General features: G+C 71.5%; 13 protein-coding genes. 6 read left to right on the top strand and 7 right to left on the bottom strand.

Annotation, left to right across the window (positions count from 1 at the left end; all coding sequences use genetic code 11):
• Nucleotides 1-16 precede the first annotated feature (16 nt).
• Nucleotides 17-2,062, bottom strand: a complete 2,046-nt coding sequence (locus ACWGPF_RS06195; protein WP_452331989.1) for an acyltransferase family protein — start codon at nt 2,060-2,062, stop codon at nt 17-19.
• Nucleotides 2,063-2,660: 598 nt separating this feature from the next.
• On the opposite strand from ACWGPF_RS06195, the gene ACWGPF_RS06190 reads away from it, so the two are divergent.
• Together ACWGPF_RS06190 and ACWGPF_RS06185 are read left to right on the top strand one after the other, a co-directional pair.
• Nucleotides 2,661-4,046: a DUF6020 family protein gene (locus ACWGPF_RS06190; RefSeq protein WP_452331988.1), complete on the top strand. Its 1,386-nt coding sequence runs from the start codon at nt 2,661-2,663 to the stop codon at nt 4,044-4,046.
• 9 nt (nt 4,047-4,055) lie between these two features.
• Nucleotides 4,056-5,642 carry a glycosyltransferase gene (locus ACWGPF_RS06185; RefSeq protein WP_452331987.1) on the top strand — a complete coding sequence of 529 codons (1,587 nt, stop codon included), beginning with the start codon at nt 4,056-4,058 and terminating at the stop codon, nt 5,640-5,642.
• 3 nt (nt 5,643-5,645) lie between these two features.
• Here ACWGPF_RS06185 and ACWGPF_RS06180 read toward each other — a convergent pair whose 3' ends face one another.
• Genes ACWGPF_RS06180 through rfbA form a run of 3 tightly spaced genes read right to left on the bottom strand, consistent with a single transcriptional unit; the run spans nt 5,646 to nt 8,933 of the window.
• Complete coding sequence (locus ACWGPF_RS06180; protein WP_452332011.1) at nt 5,646-7,040, bottom strand: sugar nucleotide-binding protein; 1,395 nt, start codon at nt 7,038-7,040, stop codon at nt 5,646-5,648.
• A 20-nt stretch (nt 7,041-7,060) separates the two neighbouring features.
• A complete protein-coding gene (gene rfbB, locus ACWGPF_RS06175) occupies nt 7,061-8,059 on the bottom strand; it encodes a dTDP-glucose 4,6-dehydratase (protein WP_452331986.1) in 999 nt (332 codons plus the stop codon).
• 4 nt (nt 8,060-8,063) lie between these two features.
• Nucleotides 8,064-8,933: a glucose-1-phosphate thymidylyltransferase RfbA gene (gene rfbA / locus ACWGPF_RS06170; protein WP_452331985.1), complete on the bottom strand. Its 870-nt coding sequence runs from the start codon at nt 8,931-8,933 to the stop codon at nt 8,064-8,066.
• Nucleotides 8,934-9,089: 156 nt separating this feature from the next.
• Here rfbA and ACWGPF_RS06165 point away from each other — a divergent pair, with 156 nt between their 5' ends.
• Entirely contained in the window at nt 9,090-10,415 is a 1,326-nt protein-coding gene (locus tag ACWGPF_RS06165; protein ID WP_452331984.1) for an MFS transporter, read from the top strand.
• A 77-nt stretch (nt 10,416-10,492) separates the two neighbouring features.
• Nucleotides 10,493-12,673, top strand: a complete 2,181-nt coding sequence (locus ACWGPF_RS06160) for a hypothetical protein (protein ID WP_452331983.1) — start codon at nt 10,493-10,495, stop codon at nt 12,671-12,673.
• Between the two features lie 49 nt (nt 12,674-12,722).
• Here ACWGPF_RS06160 and ACWGPF_RS06155 read toward each other — a convergent pair whose 3' ends face one another.
• The 3 genes from ACWGPF_RS06155 to ACWGPF_RS06145 are packed head-to-tail and all read right to left on the bottom strand — an operon-like array spanning nt 12,723 to nt 15,006.
• Nucleotides 12,723-13,691: a glycosyltransferase family 2 protein gene (locus ACWGPF_RS06155; protein ID WP_452331982.1), complete on the bottom strand. Its 969-nt coding sequence runs from the start codon at nt 13,689-13,691 to the stop codon at nt 12,723-12,725.
• A complete protein-coding gene (locus ACWGPF_RS06150) occupies nt 13,688-14,521 on the bottom strand; it encodes a glycosyltransferase family 2 protein (RefSeq protein ID WP_452331981.1) in 834 nt (277 codons plus the stop codon). Before ACWGPF_RS06150 ends, ACWGPF_RS06155 begins: the two co-directional genes overlap by 4 nt.
• Nucleotides 14,518-15,006, bottom strand: a complete 489-nt coding sequence (locus tag ACWGPF_RS06145; protein WP_452331980.1) for a GtrA family protein — start codon at nt 15,004-15,006, stop codon at nt 14,518-14,520. The genes ACWGPF_RS06150 and ACWGPF_RS06145 overlap by 4 nt, the downstream gene beginning before the upstream one ends.
• Before the next feature lie 79 nt (nt 15,007-15,085).
• Here ACWGPF_RS06145 and glf point away from each other — a divergent pair, with 79 nt between their 5' ends.
• Together glf and ACWGPF_RS06135 are read left to right on the top strand one after the other, a co-directional pair.
• A complete protein-coding gene (gene glf / locus ACWGPF_RS06140) occupies nt 15,086-16,225 on the top strand; it encodes a UDP-galactopyranose mutase (protein WP_452331979.1) in 1,140 nt (379 codons plus the stop codon).
• A 28-nt stretch (nt 16,226-16,253) separates the two neighbouring features.
• A complete protein-coding gene (locus tag ACWGPF_RS06135) occupies nt 16,254-18,269 on the top strand; it encodes a DUF6541 family protein (protein ID WP_452331978.1) in 2,016 nt (671 codons plus the stop codon).
• Nucleotides 18,270-18,272: the final 3 nt, after the last annotated feature.

Genomic DNA, 18,272 nt, shown 5'->3' with positions numbered 1-18,272 from the left:
CTCTCGAGGTGATGACTCACGGGCGCTGGGCGAACACAGCAGAGAGCTCGTCCGCGAGGTGCGGAGCGAGGGTACGGCTGAACGTCGCCGTGATGTGGTGGAGGTCGCGGTAGACGAGAACCCCTCCCAGCATCATGGAGCAGATGTCGTCGTCGCAGTACGCGTCGCTCAGGTCGATCAGGTCGACGTCGGCGAGGGAAGCCGCGCTGCGCAGCGGATCGAGATCGAGGCGGGACTCCGACCGGGGGAACGCGCAGGTGTCCGCGGTGAAGGACGACGCCGTCGAAACGCAATCCTGTGCGCTCTGCGGTACCGAGGGGTTGTCGGCGAGGACGACGACGCGGACCCCGGCCTCCTCCGCCGCCCGCCACGCGGTCGCGTACTCCTCGGCCACGGCGGCACGCTCGTCGTCGTCGCGCTCGACGCTGTTCATGGCGGTGACCAGCAGCACGTCGTAGTCGCCGGAGAGGAACCGCGCGCTCAGGAGATCGTTGCGTGCCGAACAGTCCGATGTCGCCGGCTCCTGCCAGACGCAGCCGCGGCCGACGAACGTGTCGAACGACCATCCCCGCGCTGCCGCGACGTCGCGCAGACCGGGGACGAGCATCGCGCCATGGGAGTCTCCCGTGAGAGCGATCCGCAGCGCGTCGCCCTCTTCGCTCCCGAACGTGCACGAGGTCGGCTCGCCACCGGCCGTGGGCTCGTAGTCGTAGCAGCCGTACGCCCCGCCGGTGTCGTCGAAGAGACCGGCGAGGGCCGGGACGACGGCGTCGGCGGCGACCGCGTCGTCTCGCACCCCGGCGCAGTCCGCGTCGAGCAGGACGCTCGCACCACGGCACTGCGAAGGGTCGAGGAGCTCGTCCTCGACCGCCTCCTGCTGCTCGGCGGCGGCGCGTGCGGTGTTCCACATGGGCACAGCAGCCGCGCCGACGACGAGCGACATGCATGCGGCCGTCGCGACGAGGACCGGAGCGGGCCGGAGCGCCTTGACCCGCGACCCGAAGCGGATCGGATCCTCCACGAACCGCTTCGAGAGCGCGGCGAGCACGACGGTCGCGACGAGGATCAGCACGTTCTCCGGAAGGTCCGTCGGGCGGCCGAGCACGTGCGGGACGATGACGACCAGCGGCCAATGCCAGAGGTAGATGCCGTACGACTGGTCGCCGAGCCATTGCACCGGCCGCCAGGCGACGACACGCTGGAGCGGCCGTGCCGGCGCGTCGGGGCCGATCGCGATGAGCGCGGCGGTGGCTGCCGTGGGCAGCAGCGCGGCCGGCCCCGGGAACGGCGTCGCGGTGTCGTAGAGGAATGCCGTCGCGATGAGCGCGGCGAGCGACACGACCCAGATGGTGAGATGCGCCCATCGGACGAGGGCGAAACGCGGCAGGAGCGCCACGAGAGCGCCCAGCGCGAACTCCCAGATCCGGCTGACCGTCGAGAAGTAGCCGAATGGGTAGCTCGTCGACGTCAGCCAGATGCAGACGGCGAACCCCGCGACGGCGATGGCGGCGGCGCCGAGCCGCAGCATCCGCCGTCGGGAGGCGCTGACGGCGCCGATCGTTCCGAGCAGGATGAGAAGGGGCCAGATGACGTAGAACTGCTCCTCCGTCGCGAGCGACCAGTAGTGCTGGGCGATCGGGGGCTGGTTGTCGTGGGCGAGGTAGTCGACCCCATCCGCCGCCAGCTGCCAGTTGACGAAGTAGAGCGCGCTGGCGACGATCGACCGGAGATACTGGCTCTGCAGCGTCGGGGGCGCCCACAGCAGCGTGAGGATGACGCTCGCCAGGAGCACGAGCAGGCTCGCCGGCAGGAGGCGTCGCGCCCGCGCCGCCCAGAACGCGCCGAGCTTCAGCGTGCCGCGCTCGCGCGACCTGACGAGCTGGCCGGTGATGAGGAAGCCCGAGATGACGAAGAAGACGTCGACCCCGACGTAGCCCCCGGGGAGCGCGCGCGGCCAGATGTGGAAGAGGACGACGCCGAGCACGGCGAACGCGCGGAGCGCCTGGATATCGCTGCGGATGCCGCGGTGCGTGGTGGGTTCTGAGACACCGGACTGACGCATTGACCCATCCTCCCATGAGCGCGCCCCGCAACCTGAAGGACGAGTCCGAGCGCGTGACGTCGTCGTTGTCCGCGTGAGGCCCTGGCACGCGCGACAATGGGTCCGTGCGGCTGTCATCGACGCGAGAAGCTCTCCTGCTGCTGCTGGCGGTCGTCGGCGCGGTCGTCGCGACGATCGCGTTCGCCGCCGGTGCGACCCCGCGACCTCTCCTCGACGCCTTCGACGACGCGTCGATGCTCGCGATCGCCGTCTTCGCGGGGCTGGTCCTCCTCGGACGCCGTGCCCTCGCTCGCGCCGGGCGGAGCGCCTGGACGACGGCGGTCCCGCTCGGGACGGCGGCGGCGCTCGCCGAGACCGCGGGGATCTCGCTCACGCGGCGACCCGAGGCCGACCTCGGGCTGTTCGTCGCAGCGGACCCGTGGGTGCGAGCCTGGGCCTGCCTTCATCTCGTCGGAGTCGCCTGGACGGCCGTCGTGCTCTGTGCGCTCCTCCTCGCCGCGGTCGACGCGCGGCGCTCGCGTCAGCCGCATGCGATCGCGCCGTCCCAGGGCGTGCTCGCGAAGGCCGTCCATGCCGTCGCCCGCGGGCACGCGGGCGCATGGGGGCCCTCTTCGCGACGCTCCTGCTCGTCCGCACGCCGTACCTCGTCGCGTGGTGGCCCGGCATCGTCCCCTTCGACACCTTCCGATCGTTCTCGTACGTGCGCGGCGTCGGGGAGTGGGAGCAGTACGAGCCGGTCGCGCACTCGCTCCTCGTCGGTGCGATGCAGGCACTGGGAGGCGCCCTCGGGGGCGGCGACGCCGGCATCGTGGCATTCGGCGCCACCGTGCAGCTGCTCACGAGTTCGGCGGCGTCGGCCTTCCTCCTCTGGCGGATGGCCGTCTGGGGCGTCGGCACGCGCGCGTGGGCGGTGTCGTTCCTCTGGCTCGCGGCGTCGCCCGTGCTCGGGATCTTCTCGATCACCGTGGTCAAGGACATGCCGTTCACGACGGCCTTCGTCGTCTTCGTCACCTGCGTGGGCGAGCTGACGATCGGACGGCAGCGCGAGGGGGGCGGCGCGTGGGCCTGGGCGGCTCTGATCGTGTCGGGGGCCGCGACGTCGGTGCTGCGGAACAACGGGGTGTATGTCGTGCTCGCCGGCATCGCCATCCTGATCGGACTCGTCTGGCGCCGGGTCTGGCGCCGTGCTGCTGCGGTTCTCGCGGTGATCGCCGTCGTGTACGCCGCATATGCCGGTCCGTTGACCTCGGCGCTCGACGCCGCGCCCGTGCCGCCGGCCGAGGCATGGAGCGTGCCGTTGCAGCAGCTCGCGCGCATCGCCGCGACGGAGGACCTCGACGCGCAGGACCGGCGCTTCCTCGACGAGCTCTTCCCGGAGAACGGCGCCGAGGGCATCGGCGACGTGTACGACCCGTTCATCTCGGATCCCGTCAAAGCCGACGCGCATGCCGGATGGAGCGCGATCGGCACCGGGGAGTTCCTGCTGTCGTGGGCGAGGATCGCCGCGGCGCATCCGGGAAGGGCGATCGAGGCGACGCTCGCGGGAACGGTCGGCTACTGGGCGCCGGGTGCAGCCTCCTACGACGGCCTGATCCTCTCGTCGCACAACGACGTCCGCGACGTGCATCTCGACATCGATGCGCGTCCGCCGCAGACGGGTCTGGGCGGTTTCCTCGTGCGCCACGAGCTGCTCGGCGACACCCTGAGGGCGATCCCGCTCCTGGGGCTGACGATCACCCCGGCGACCGTCGTCTGGGCGTGGATCATCGCGGCGGTCGTCATCATCCGCTGTCGAGGCCGGCAGCAGGGGGCCGTTCTCGTCCCCGCCGCGATCCTGCTCGCGACCATCCTCGCGGGCCCGGTGTCCGGCGGCATGCGCTACATCCTCCCGCTCGCGGCGGCGCTCCCCGTCGCGATCGGAGCGGCATCGGCAGCCGTGCGCTCGGAGCCGTCCCGTCAGGGCGCCCATCGCGACGAGCAGTAGGATCCCGAGATGCGCGAACGCCGGGGCCTGACGATCGCGGTCCTCGTACGCGGGACGCCGCCCGACCTCGACACCGTGCTCCGGCAGCGCGTCGACGAGGCAGAGATCATCGTCGTGGTGGACGCGGCGTCGGAGGCATCCCTCGAGCACGTCGCCCGCGCGGCCGCGGCCGACGGGCGCGTCCGGCTCGTGCGCGCGGGGGAGCGCTCGCTCCGGAGCTCGGCGATCGACGCGGCGCGCGGCGCGTTCATCGCGTTCCACGACTCCGACGACGTGCCCGCTGGTGCGTATCAGGCTCTCGTCGAGAGCCTGATACGCACGGGTTCGGATGTGGCGCTCTTCGGCGGCGAGACGCGCTCCGGCACCAGCGTCCGCGCTGACCCGACCCTGATCGCCCGGAGAGGGTGCGGGCTGGCCGTCTTCGACACCTCCTTCCTGCGCGCCGCCCCGCGGCCTCCCCGCGAGGAGGATGATCTGCCGGGGACGACGCGCGTGCTGCTCGCAGCCGACCGCATCGACGTCGTCGGCGGGCAGCACCGCTGCCGTGCGCGCCGGCTGGCGCTCGTCGACTACCTGGTCGCGGAGCGCGCATGCGCCACGCTCGTCGGGGATCGCCGTGCGCCCGCGCTCGCGCTGGCCTATGGCGGCTTCGTCCGCGAGCACGAGGCCTTCGCGCGGGTCGCGCACTTCGCTGAGGACGGCGTCGACGACGACGACGTCCGCGCCGCGCTGCGCGCGCTGCTCGACGTGCTCCCTGCGGGGCCGGCGCACGCGGACCCGCTTCGCGCGCTCGTCATCGATCTGGTGGCGCGCGGGAGGACGGCCGCCGCCCGACCCCTCGCGCGCTGGTTGCGCGGGGGTGCCGATGATCCCGCCGCGCAGGTGCGCGACTGGGTGTGGGCGCTCACGTCCATGGCGGACGCGGAGCTGCTCTGGCCCCACGTGCGCGTCGCCCTCGTTCCCGCGGTCGCGGCGGCGCTGCGTGCGGGGGTGCCGGTCGACGATGCGCGGGGCTGGCGCGCGCTCGTCGAGGAGGCCCGCCGCGTGCTCGCCCCCGACGCGCTCGTCCTCGTGCCGGAAGCCTCGACGCACCCCGCCCTCGCTGCGAGGGCACTGGCCGCACGGGCGCTCGTCGCCGGCCGCGTGCGGCGCGTCGTGCGCAACGGGCGCGTGGTGGAGGTGGAGGGCCGCAGCGCCGTCGGCGGGGACCGTGCGATGCCGATCCTGCATGCCGGGGCAGGGGCCGACGACGTGGCCGCCGCTGCGGTCGACTGGGTGCCGGCACCCGACGGCGGCTGGCGGTGGACGGCCCGCTACCCGCTGCGGTCCCTTCCGCTCGAGCGCATGCTCGCCCCCGCGCTCTCGGTCTCGCTGGAGGGTTTCGCGGTCGCCGTCGACGGGGCGGACGGCGAACTGCCTCCCGTCCGCAACCGCGACGCGCTGCTGTGCGATCGTGTCGCCGGTGCCGTCGTGCTGCGCCGTCGCTCGCACTGGCTGCTGCGCGCGGTGCACCGCAGGATCGACGCGGCGAGGACGCGGGCGGCATCGGCCCGCAGGGTGATCACCGATCAGTGGGACCGGCTGCTGGTTCGCTGACCGTCAGCGCGCGAGGTAGTCGCGGAGGCGGGTATCGGCGTCGGCGGGGGTGTAGCCGGCGGCTTCGATCTTGGTGAGGTCGAGGACGCTGTTGCGCGGTCGCGGGGCGATGGGGCCGGCGGATCCTGCGTAGTAGGTCTCGGTGGTGACGGGTGTGACGCGTGCGGGGTCGTGGCCGGTGAGCTCGTAGACGCGGGTGGCGATCTGGGCCCAGGTGCGGGGTTCTCCTGCGCCGGTGAGGTTGTAGGTGCCGAAGGGTGCGCGGGTGGCGAGGAGGTGGCGGATGCCGGCGGCGATGTCGCTCGTGAAGGTGAGGCGTCCGGTCTGGTCGTCGACGACGGTGGGATCGATGCCGCGTTCGGCGAGGGACGCCATGGTGGTGACGAAGTTGCGGCCGTCGCCGATGACCCAGCTGGTGCGGATGATGTAGTGGCGGGGGACGGTGTGCACGATGGCGTCGCCTGCCGCCTTCGTCTGCCCGTAGACGCCGAGGGGGGCGAAGGGGGCGTCCTCGGTGTAGGGGGTGTCGGCGGTGCCGTCGAAGACGTAGTCGCTCGAGACGTGGACGAGGGTGATGCCGTGGGCCGTGGCGATGCGGGCGAGCGCGGCGACGCCGGCGACGTTCGCGGCCCAGGCCTGTGCGCGGCCTTCGGGTGTCTCGGCCTGGTCGACGGCGGTGTGGGCGGCGGCGTTGACGATGGTGTCGTAGTCGCGCCAGCGGCGGGCGGTGTCGAGGTCGGGGGAGGCGAGGTCGAGGTCGGCGCGGGTGGCGTACTCGATGTGGGGTCGGTCGCCGAGGGCGTCGCGGAGGGCACGGCCGAGCTGCCCGTTCGCGCCGAGCACGAGCGTGCGGCGCGGGGGAACGGGGACGACGTCGGCGAGGCGGGGATGGGTGCGGTCCTTCTCGCTGATCTCCACCTCGGCGAGCGGGATGGGCCAGTCGATCGCGACGGTCTCGTCGGCGAGGTTGAGGAAGGAGTACTCCGCGTCGGGCGACCAGTGGTCGTTGACGAGATAGGTGTACGCCGTGTGGGGTTCGAGGGTCTGGTAGCTGTTGCCGACGCCGCGGGGGACGAAGATCGCCTTCGAAGGGCCGAGCTCGGTCGCGTAGACGGTGCCGAACGTGTCGCCCTCGCGCAGGTCGACCCAGGCGCCGAAGATGCGCCCGGTCGCGACGGAGACGAACTTGTCCCACGGCTCGGCGTGGATGCCTCGGGTGGTGCCGGGCTTGTCGTTGAAGGAGATGTTGTTCTGCACGGGGCCGAAGTCCGAAAGCCCCGCGGCGACCATCTTCTCGCGCTGCCAGTTCTCCTTGAACCAGCCACGGGCATCCCCGTACACGGGGAGGTCGACGACGACGAGGCCTGGGATGGGCGTGGGGGTGACGGCGAGGGTCATGCCGAACGTCGTCACCGCGGTCACTGCCCCTTCGACGCGTAGAAGGCCTCGACGCCGTCCTTCGACGGCGCCCACCAGGCCTCGTTCTCCCGGTACCAGTCGATCGTCGCGGCGAGCCCTGCCTCGAAGTCGCGGTACTGCGGCGTCCAGCCGAGCTCGGTGCGGAGCTTCGTGGAGTCGATCGCGTAGCGAAGGTCGTGCCCCGGCCGGTCCGTGACGTGGTCGTAGGCGTCGGCGTCCTGCCCCATCAGGGTGAGGATGAGCTCGACGACGTCCTTGTTGTTCTTCTCGCCGTCCGCGCCGATGAGGTACGTCTGCCCGATCTCGCCGCGCTCGAGGATCGTGAGGACCGCGGAGGAGTGGTCGTCGGCGTGGATCCAGTCCCGCACGTTCTCGCCCGCGCCGTACAGCTTCGGGCGCACGCCGCGCAGCACGTTCGTGATCTGCCGCGGGATGAACTTCTCCACGTGCTGGTAGGGGCCGTAGTTGTTGGAGCAGTTCGAGATCGTCGCCTGGACCCCGAACGACCGCACCCACGCCCGCACGAGCAGGTCGGATCCCGCCTTCGTCGAGGAGTACGGGGAGGACGGGTTGTACGGGGTCGCCTCCGTGAACCGCGCGGGATCATCCAGCTCGAGGTCGCCGTACACCTCGTCGGTCGAGATGTGATGCAGTCGACGGCCGTGCCTGCGTGCAGCCTCGAGGAGCGTGTACGTGCCGATGATGTTCGTGTCGAGGAACGGGCGGGGGTCGTTCAGCGAGTTGTCGTTGTGCGACTCGGCCGCGTAGTGCACGACCGCATCGACCCGGTCGAACAGCTCGTCGACGAGGCCCGCATCCGCGATGTCGCCCACGACGAGCTCGACCCGGTCCTCCGGCAGGCCCGCGAGCGAGGCGCGGTTGCCGGCGTAGGTGAGCTTGTCGAGCACGATCACACGGTGATCGGTGTGCGCCACGACATGGTGCACGAAGTTCGAGCCGATGAACCCGGCGCCGCCGGTGACCAGAAGAGTTCCCACGTGCTTACTTCCCTCGTCCCAGCACCTCGAGGAGGTACGACCCGTACCCCGACTTCACCAGCTTCTCCGCCCGCGCCTGCAGCTCCTCGTCCGACAGGAACCCCTGTCGCCACCCGATCTCCTCCGGCGCGCCGATCTTCAATCCCGTGCGCCGCTCGATCGTGCGGACGTAGTCAGCCGCATCCGTCATCTGGTCGAACGTGCCCGTGTCGAGCCACGCCGTCCCGCGAGGCAGCACCTCGACCTGCAGCTTCCCCCGCTCGAGGTACGCCGCGTTCACGTCCGTGATCTCCAGCTCGCCCCGCGGCGACGGCGTGAGGTTCCGCGCGATCTCGACGACGTCGTTGTCGTAGAAGTACAGCCCGGGGATCGCGTAGTTCGACTTCGGCTGCGCCGGCTTCTCCTCCAGCGACACGGCACGACCCGACCCGTCGAACTCGACCACGCCGTACGCCGAGGGCTCGGCGACCCAGTACGCGAACACGGCGCCGCCGTCGACATCGGCGTACCGCTTGAGCTGCGTGCCCAGCCCCGGCCCGTACAGGAGGTTGTCGCCGAGGACGAGGGCGACCTTGTCGTCTCCGATGAAGTCGGCGCCGATCGTGAACGCCTGCGCCAGGCCGTCGGGGGAGGGCTGCACCGCGAACGAGATCGACACCCCGAACCGCGACCCGTCCCCGAGCAGCCGCTCGAACGAGGCCGCATCGTGCGGTGTCGTGATCACGAGGATGTCGCGGATGCCCGCGAGCATCAGCGTCGACAGCGGGTAGTAGACCATCGGCTTGTCGTACACCGGGACGAGCTGCTTCGACGTGCCCAACGTGATCGGGTGCAGACGCGTCCCCGAACCACCCGCAAGAATGATGCCCTTCACACAGACATCGTGTCACAGAGCATATGAGTGCCGTCCCCTCCGTGCTCGGGGTGGGGTGCCCGGCTTGCCCATATTGAAACGTTTTGATAGCGTGGAAAACGCTTACCCATCCCGACCGCGTCCGTGGTCGAGTCAGCGTGGACAGGAGAGTGACCCGTGAGTGCAGTGAAGCCCGCGACGACCGGGACGGCGCGCGAGCCGCGCAGGGCGGCGCTGAGCGCCTGGATCGGCAGCGCCCTGGAGTACTACGACTTCGCGCTATACTCGCAGGCGGCGGCGCTCGTCTTCCCCGTGGTGTTCTTCCCCACGGGCGACCCGACGACGGCCATCATCTCGTCCCTCGCGACCTACGCCGTCGGCTACGTCGCGAGGCCGATCGGCGCCGTCGTGCTCGGGGCGTGGGGAGACCGCCGCGGACGCAAGAACGTGCTCATCCTCGCCATGCTGCTCATGGGCCTCTCCACGCTGCTCGTCGGCGTGCTGCCCACCTACGACCAGGTCGGCATCCTCGCCCCGATCCTCCTCGTCGTGCTCCGCCTCGTGCAGGGCTTCGCCGTCGCGGGCGAGCTCGGCGGCGCCGGCGCGATGGTCGTCGAGCACTCTCCCGACGCGAGGAGGGGCTTCTTCACGAGCTTCACGCTGCAGGGCACCCAGATCGGCTCGATCCTCGCCACCGGCGTCATGCTGCCGCTCGCCGCGCTCCTCAGCGACGAGGCGTTCCGCGAGTGGGGATGGCGCATCCCGTTCCTCCTCAGCGCGCTCGTCATCCTCGCCGGCTACCTCATCCGGCGCGGAGTGCGCGAGACGCCGGTCTTCGAGACGCAGAGCGCGACGACCGCGCGCCGCCGCTTCCCCCTGGTCGAGCTGCTGCGCACGCATCCCTGGACCGTCGTCCGATGCGTGCTCATGACGTTCACCAACGTCATCGGGATGGCGACGCTCGTCTTCGGCGTGTCCTTCGCGACGCAGGAGGGGTACGGGATCGGCTTCTCGACGAGCGACTTCCTCTGGGTCACGCTCGTCGCCAACATCACGGCCGCGCTCACGATCCCCGTCTTCGGCGGGCTGTCCGACCGCTTCGGCCGCCGCGGCTTCATGATCGCCGGCGGTCTCGGCGGCGGCCTCCTCACGATCGCGTACCTGTGGGCGATCGAGCAGCGCAGCCTCGTGCTGGTCTTCGTGTTCGTCGTCCTCGTCCAGAGCGTCCTCTTCCAGATGTGGAACGCGACGTTCGCGACGTTCTTCCAGGAGCAGTTCCCGGCCCGCGTGCGGGTGACGGGCTTCGCCGTGTCGCAGAACATCGGGCTCATGCTGGCCGCGTTCTTCCCGAGCGTCTTCACGGCGATCGCGCCTCCGGGGAGCGCCGGCGTGCCGCTCACGATCGGTGCGGTCACGTTCGGGATCTGCCTCGTCGCGGCAGCCGCCGCGTTCCTCACGCCGGAGACGCGCGGGCGCTCGCTCGAGGAGCTCGAGGCGCGCTGACACGGGTGTCCGTCCGCGGCGCGATTACGATCGACTCTGGCGCGCCGGCGGTCGGCGGCGCCGCGGACGGAGGACGGATGCGCGTGTCGAGGAGCCGGCGGACGAGGTCCGAGACCCTCGCGCGCATCGGATGGCCGGCGCTCGCCGCCGTGCTGACGCTCGCGTTCGCGGCAGCCCGGCTCGTGCGCAATCCGCGGTTCTACTTCTCCGACGACACCGAGCGCGGCTCGGCAGGGCAGTGGTGGCAGCTGGGCGACCAGCTGCTGCAGGGCCGCATCCCGCTGCTCGACCCGTCGGCCTGGCAGGCGGGAAACTACTGGGCCGAGGGCCAGTGGGGCCTCATCAACCCGCTCACCTGGGTCATCGCGCTCACGGCGCGCCTGAGCGAGAGCCCCGTGCTGCACGCCACGGCCGTGAAGCTCGTCTTCCTCGCCGTGCTCGCCATCGGAGTGCACCTGCTCGCCCGCAGCTTCGGTGCGCACCGCCCGTGGGCGGCCCTCGCGGGCGTGCTCGTGCCCCTGTCGGGCTTCGTCGTGTACATGGACGCCGCATCGTGGTCGACCGACCTCATCAACGTCGCTCTGCTGCCGTGGGTGTGGTGGGCCCTGCGGCGCACCGTCGAGCGGCGCCGCTCGCCGCTCGCCTACCTCGTCCTCAGCTACCTGCTCATCGCCGTCGGGTACGTGTTCGGCGTCATGATGCTCGTCGTCGTGCTCGTCGAGACGCTCGTGCGCCACGCGGTGCGCCGTGACGGCGCGCGCGTCGTGCGGACGCTGCTGGCATCGGCGTGGGGGGCGCTGCTGACGATCGTCGTCTACCTGCCCGCCGTGCTCACGGCATCCGTCACGGAGCGCGGGAACGCATCGTTCGAGAACCTCGGGTTCCTCAACGCCGATCTCACCGACCTCGCCTCGGCGGCGAACCCCTGGGTGTCGGCCACGATCCGCGCGTGGGACGGCGACATCACCGTCGGCCCGCTCGTGTACATCTCCTGGGCGCTCCTCGCGCTGCCGTTCGCCCTGCCCATGGCGCGCTCGGCCGTCCGCCGGTGCCTCCCTCTGCTCGTCCTGGGCGGCATCGTGCTGACGCTCGTCCTCGGGCCGAGCCACATGGGGGCCATCCGCTGGCCGCTCCGGCTCATCCCGTACCTCGCGATCTGCCTCCTCGTGCTCTTCGCCGTCGCGATGTCGCGCCGCTACCCGGGCGGCGCGACGCCGCGGTCGCTCTGGCTCTCCGTCGTCCTCCTCGCCGTCACCTCGCTCCTGACATGGGGGAACGGGCCCTACGCCTGGGCCGCGATCCTCGCGGCGGCTGCGGTGTCGGCGGCGGGGATCGTGCTGCTGCACGTCATCGCGCGCACCCCGCGCGTGCGCCGCCGTACGACGTGGGCCGCGCTCGCCGCGATGGCCGTGACGGCGGTCTTCGTCGCGGGTCAGCTGTACTTCTTCCCTCGCTCGCCGCTGCCGAGCCGCAGCGCGCCGGACAGTGCAGCGGCCCTGCAGCAGGTGCTCCCCGACGCGCACGGCGACGCGATCGTCGTCGGCGATGTGGAGGACGGCTGGCGGGACCCGGAGAGCTGGGACGAGCGGCTGCTCGCGAACCTCTGGTACTACAGCCCCACCGAGGTGTCGAACCTGTACACCGTGCTGCCGTTCGAGACCTTCGTCGACGACCTGTGCATCGACCTGCGCGGCACGACCTGCCGCGGCGCGCTCGACGTGCTCTGGTCGATCGACGAGACGACGGGGGAGCGCGTCTCCGATCTCATGAGCGTGTCGACCGTGCTCGCCATGAAGGACACCTATCCCGTGGCACCGGAGGCGCCGGAGGGATGGGACCTCGTCGGCGAGGGCGACTACACGTGGCTCTTCGAACGCGAGGCCCCGCTCCCGAGCGCGGGAGGGGTCGTCTGGACGTCGGACGGCGTGGCGATCGACGTCACGGCTCAGGACGACGCCGCCGTCACGTTCACCGTGGAGCAGACCTCCGCCGACGGGGCCGTCGTCCTCAGCCGGCTCCCGTACCCCGGGTACGTGATCGACGGCGCGACCGCCGCCGATCCCGTGCGCGGGTGGCTCCTGACCGTCGACGTCTCGGACGTCGCGGCCGGAGAGACCGTCACCGTGACGTTCCGCCCGCCCGCGGCCCCGCTCCTGGTCGGCTCGTTCACCCTCGCGATGCTGATCGGCGCCGCCTGGCTCGTGGCCCGCGCCGTCGGGCCCATCGTCCGCGCCCGCAGCGCCATCCGCCGAGACTAGCCCTCGTCGTCGAGACCCCCGCAGCGAGCACGGGTCTCGACGACGAGGGCTAGTCTCGCGAGGGGGGATGGCGCGGACCGCGCTCGGCGACGGAGAAGGCGTAGAGCGGGCGACCCTGCACCTCGACGTAGATGCGGCCGAGGTAGCTGCCGAGCACGCCGAGCATGAGCATCTGGATGCCGCCCAGGAGGAACATGCCCGCCGCGAGGTACGTCCATCCCTCGATGACGGACTCGGGGTTCACGAGCCGCGCGACGACGAGGTAGATCGTCCACAGCAGCGCGAGCACGGCCATCGTGCCGCCGACGCGGCTGATGAGCTTGAGCGGAGCCGTGGAGAACCCGAAGATGCCGTCGCCTGCGAGCGTGAGCATCTTGCGGAGCGGGTACCCGGTCTCGCCGGCGTGCCGCGCGTCGCGGTCGAACAGCACGGCCTCCTGGCGGAATCCGATCGACGCGACGAGCCCCCGGATGAAGCGGTTGCGCTCGGGGTGGCGGCGAAGCTCCTCGACGACACGGCGGTCCATGAGGCGGAAGTCGCCCGTGTCGCGGGGGATCTCCACGCTCGAGAGCCTGCTGAGCAGCCAGTAGAACCCGTGCGCCGTCGCGCGCTTGAAGAGGCCGTCGTCTCGCGTGCGCCGTTGCGCGTACGCGACGTCGACCCCGTCCTCCCAGCGTGCGACGAGCTCCAGGCTGACCTCGGGAGGATCCTGCAGATCGCTGTCCATGACGATCACGGCGTCGGCATCGGCGACGTCGAGACCCGCCGTGACGGCGACCTGGTGGCCGTAGTTGCGGGCCAACGCGTACACCGACACGCGGTCGTCCTGCGCGCGGAGACCACGGAGGAGGGCGAGCGACCCGTCGCGGCTGCCGTCGTCGACGAACACGAACTCCAGGTCGTACCGGTCGGCGAGCGGCGCGGTCGCGGCGACGAGCCGCTGGTAGAGCAGGGGAATGTTCCCCTCCTCGTTGTAGATGGGGAAGACGTACGCGATGCGACGGCGGCCCTCGGTCATCCCATCCTCCTCTTCAGGACGCGGTACGAGAGCCGCCGCGCGCGGGCCATGAGCCCCGCCCGCAGATCGCCCGCGCGGCGATCGGACTCCGACAGCACGTCCGGATGCTCCGCGCGCAGCCACGCGTGGAACGCGCGGGCCTCCGCCGTCTGCGCGTCGACGAGGGCGACCGACCACTGGCTGCCGCTCATCCGGAACGTCGCGCCCACGTCGGGGTCGGGGCTGAACCCGCCGCCCACGAGCACCCTCGCGTAGCTCGCCAGATCGATGAGATACGAGAAGCGGTCGAACCAGCCGCCCGCCGCGACGAGCGCGTCGCGGCGCATCATGATGGCCGCCGGCTCGCCGAGGAGGTTCCGCCCCGCCCGCACCGTGCGGCGCAGCGCCTCGGCGCCGCTCATGGGCCGCGACAGCCCCTTGAGGCCCCAGCCGGCCATCACGACCCGGCCGTCGGCGTCCACGACGTCGCGCCGGCAGGCCGTGAGCACGGCGCCGGAGCGCTCCAGGATGTCGGCCTGACGGGCGAGAGCGCCCGGCCGGACGACATCGTCGCCCGGGACGAGCTTGAGGAACGTCCCCGTCGCCGCATCCGTCACGCGGTTCCAGTTCCGCGCGGCACCGCCGCCGCCATCCGTGCGCAGCAGCGTCACGCGGGGATCGCCGGAGAACCGCTGCATGACCTCCCATGTGCCGTCGGAGGACGCGTGGTCGGCGACGACGAGCTCGAGCCCGTCGACATCCTGGTCGAGGACCGAGCGGAGCGTCTCATCGAGCGTGCGCGCGTTGTTGAACGCGGGTACGACGACGCTGATGCGGGGAGGCCGCGTCACGGCGCCTCCTCCTTCCTGCGGTGGAACGAGAACCGGCTGTGGCCGAACCAGCTCACCACCGCGATGACGAACGTGAAGAGGAACTGCGCGACGATCTCGTGCCATCCCAGCCAGATCTTGAGCGGGGGGACGACGACGAGGTTGAGCACGAACGTGCCGAGGTACACGAGCTGGAAGCGCGCGAAGTCGAGCCAGACGTGGCCCTTCACGCGGAAGACGAGCTTGCGGTAGAACACGAAGGCACTCAGCGTGCTCGTGATCTGCGCGCACACGATGACGGCGAACACCGTCCAGTCGGCGCCCGGCCACCACTCGCCGAACAGGGACGAGAACAGCACGAACCACGCGAAGCCGATGCCGGTGTTGATCGCGCCCACGACGAGGAACGCGACGCGACGGTCCCTGATGAGTCGGAGGAGCGGCCCGTCGGGGCCGGACATGCCGGCGACGGACTCGTCGGGGGAGGGGGGATCGGAAGCGCTCATGTGCCGCATCAGGATACGCGAGCGGTGTGCACGTAGACTCGTCGGCGGCCCCGTCCCCCAGAGAAAGAGCGTCATCCGGATGGATCTCCTCGTCGTCGGCTCCGGCTTCTTCGGACTCACCATCGCCGAGCGTGCGGCGGAGGCCGGGCGCAGGGTGACGGTCATCGACCGCCGTCACCACATCGGCGGCAACGCCTACTCCGAGAAGGAGCCGGAGACGGGCATCGAGGTGCACCGCTACGGCGCGCACCTCTTCCACACCTCGAACGAGAAGGTGTGGGAGTACGTCAACCGCTTCACGACGTTCACGAACTACGTGCACCGCGTCTACACGAGCCACAGCGGCGTCGTGTATCCGATGCCCGTCAACCTCGGCACGATCAACCAGTTCTTCCAGGCGGCGTACTCGCCCGACGAGGCGCGCGCCCTCGTCAAGGAGCAGGCGGGCGAGTTCGACGTGAAGACGGCCCGCAACTTCGAGGAGAAGGGCATCGCGCTCGTCGGACGGCCGCTGTTCGAGGCCTTCTTCCGCGACTACACCGCGAAGCAGTGGCAGACCGACCCGCAGAAGCTCTCGGGTGACATCATCAGCCGCCTGCCCGTGCGCTACACGTACGACAACCGGTACTTCAACGACACCTACGAGGGCCTCCCCACCGACGGGTACACGGCCTGGCTCGAGCGGATGGCCGATCACCCCAACATCGACGTCAGGCTGAACGTCGACTTCTTCGACGAGAGCCAGCCGCTCAACAAGAAGGCGCTCGTCGGGCAGGTCCCGATCGTCTACACGGGGCCCGTCGACCGCTACTTCGACGACGCGGAGGGCGCGCTCAGCTGGCGCACGCTCGACTTCGAGGAGGAGGTCCTCGACGTCGGCGACTTCCAGGGCACGAGCGTCATGAACTACCCCGACGCCGACGTCCCCTTCACGCGCATCCACGAGTTCAAGCACTTCCACCCCGAGCGCAAGGACGTCTACCCGACCGACAGGACCGTCATCATGCGCGAGTTCTCGCGCTTCGCGGAGCGCGCGGACGAGCCGTACTACCCCGTCAACACCGACGACGACCGCGCCAGGCTGCTCGCCTACCGCGAGCTCGCGAAGGGGGAGAAGGACGTGCACTTCGGCGGACGCCTCGGCACGTACCAGTACCTCGACATGCACATGGCCATCGGCTCCGCGCTGTCGATGTGGCAGAACCAGCTGAACGGCTGACCGCCGTCGCCGTCTCGAGGGGCGCACGATGAGCTGGCTCGCTGCGGTGCCCGCGCTCCTCGCGGCCGCCGCGGCCGTCATCGGGCCGGGCCTCGTCGCGACCGCGCCGCTGCGCGCGGGAGCCGTCGCCCGGGCAGCGCTCGCGGGTCTCGTCGGCATCGTGTGCGCCGGCGTCGCCGGCACGGTGTTCGGCGCCATCGGGGCGCCGTTCCATGCCGCGCAGGTGCTCGCGGTGGCGCTCGCCGCCGGGATCGGCGCGGCGCTGCTGCGGCGACGTCTTCCTGCGCTCGCGGTGAGCGGCGCGCGCATCCCGCCCGTCCCGCTCGCGCTGGTCTGGACGGGGGCGGCCCTCGTCGTGGCGGTCGTCGCGTTCGCCGGCGTCCCCGACCCCGACCGCATCTCGCAGACGTACGACAACGTGTTCCACCTGTCGGCGGTCGCGGCCATCCTCGACGGGTTCTCGGCGTCGCCGCTCACCCTGCGCTCGCTCATCGAGACCGGCGCGAGCGAGATCGCGTACTACCCCGCCGCCTGGCACGAGCTCGTCGCCATGACATCGCAGCTGAGCGGGGCGAGCGTCGCGGTCTCGGCGAACGCGGTGTGGATCGCCGTGCAGGCCCTCGTCTGGCTCCCCGGCGTCGCCTGGCTCGCGCAGGTCGTGCTGCCGGGACGCCCTGCCGCGACGACGGTCCTCGTCGCGCTGCCGCTCGGTGCGGCGTTCGGAGCGTTCCCGTACGCGCTGCTCGCGTGGGGGACCGTCTACCCGACGGGGCTCGCGCACGCGCTGCTGCCGGCGGCGCTCGCCGTCGTCGTCCTCGCCGTGCGCGGGCTCGCGACGGCGCGGCGCGGCGAGCGCGCGGCGCCGGTCGCGCTCCTGATCGCCGCCGTGGGGCTCGCGGTCGTCGCGCTCGCGTTCGCCCACCCGCGCGTGCTCGCCACGTGGGCGCTGCTGATGCTGCCGTTCGCCGCCTGGGTGCTCGGCCGCGGGTTCGCGCGCGCCTGGCGACGCGGCGGTCCGGCACGCCGTCGGGCCGTCGGATGGCTCGGCGCAGGCACGGGCCTCTCTCTCGCGCTCGCGGGAGCCGCCCTCTGGTACGCGATCACCCGGCTGGGCCTCTTCGACGAGCCGCTCGAGGACCGGCTGTCCGGACCTCAGGCGCAGGCGGTGCAGGGCATCGGCGACGGCATCGCCCAGGTCCTCACCCTGCAGGCGATGACGGGGTCGGGGGCGACCACGACGACCGTCGCCCCGTTCCTCGCGGCGGCCGTCCTGGGCGGCGCGGTCGTCGCCGTCCGGCGGCCCCGAACCCGCTGGCTCGTCGTCGCGTTCGCGCTCGCCGCAGTCCTCTTCGTGCTCGCCGCGGGGTCGGACGGCGTGATCGCGAAGCTCGCGACCGGCGTATGGTACAAGGACCGCTTCCGTCTGGCCGCCGCGCTCCCCGTCGTCGCGGTGCCGCTCGCCGCGCTCGGCGTGCTGGCTCTCGCCCGGCTCGTGCGCCCCCGGGGCGCGCCCCGCGTCGCCGTCCCGCTCGCGGGAGCCGTCGCGCTCACGTCGGCCGCGGGTCTCGCCCTCACGGGGACGACGGCGGCATCGGCCGATGTCTTCGCCCTGCCCGACGAGCGCGCCACGTGGCAGATCGTGTCGCAGAAGCAGATCGACTTCATGGACGACCGCGTCGCGGGCATCGTGCCCGCGGGGCAGCGCGTGCTCGGGGACCCGTGGGACGGGTCGGCGCTCACCCAGCTCTTCGGCCGCCGGGAACCGGTGTTCCCGCACGTCAACGGGCAGTGGGACGCGGCCCGCCTGACCCTCGCGTGGGATCTCGCTCGGATCGAGGACGATCCCGCGGTGTGCGAGGCCCTCGACGCGCTGCGCGTGCGGTACGTCCTCTACAACCCGCACGAGTTCGGAGGCGGCGACCCCGCAGGGAACCACTTCCCCGGCCCGCACGCGGCGGTCGAGGCCGGCCTGTTCACGGAGGAGGCGACGGACGGCGAGTCGACGCTCTACCGCATCGACCAGTGCGGCGCGCTGCCGGACTGACCT

The sequence above is a fragment of the Microbacterium sp. NPDC055683 genome (genome assembly GCF_053617895.1).
Note: the sequence above shows the minus strand (reverse complement) of the source record. Positions and strands in the feature narration are given on the sequence as shown.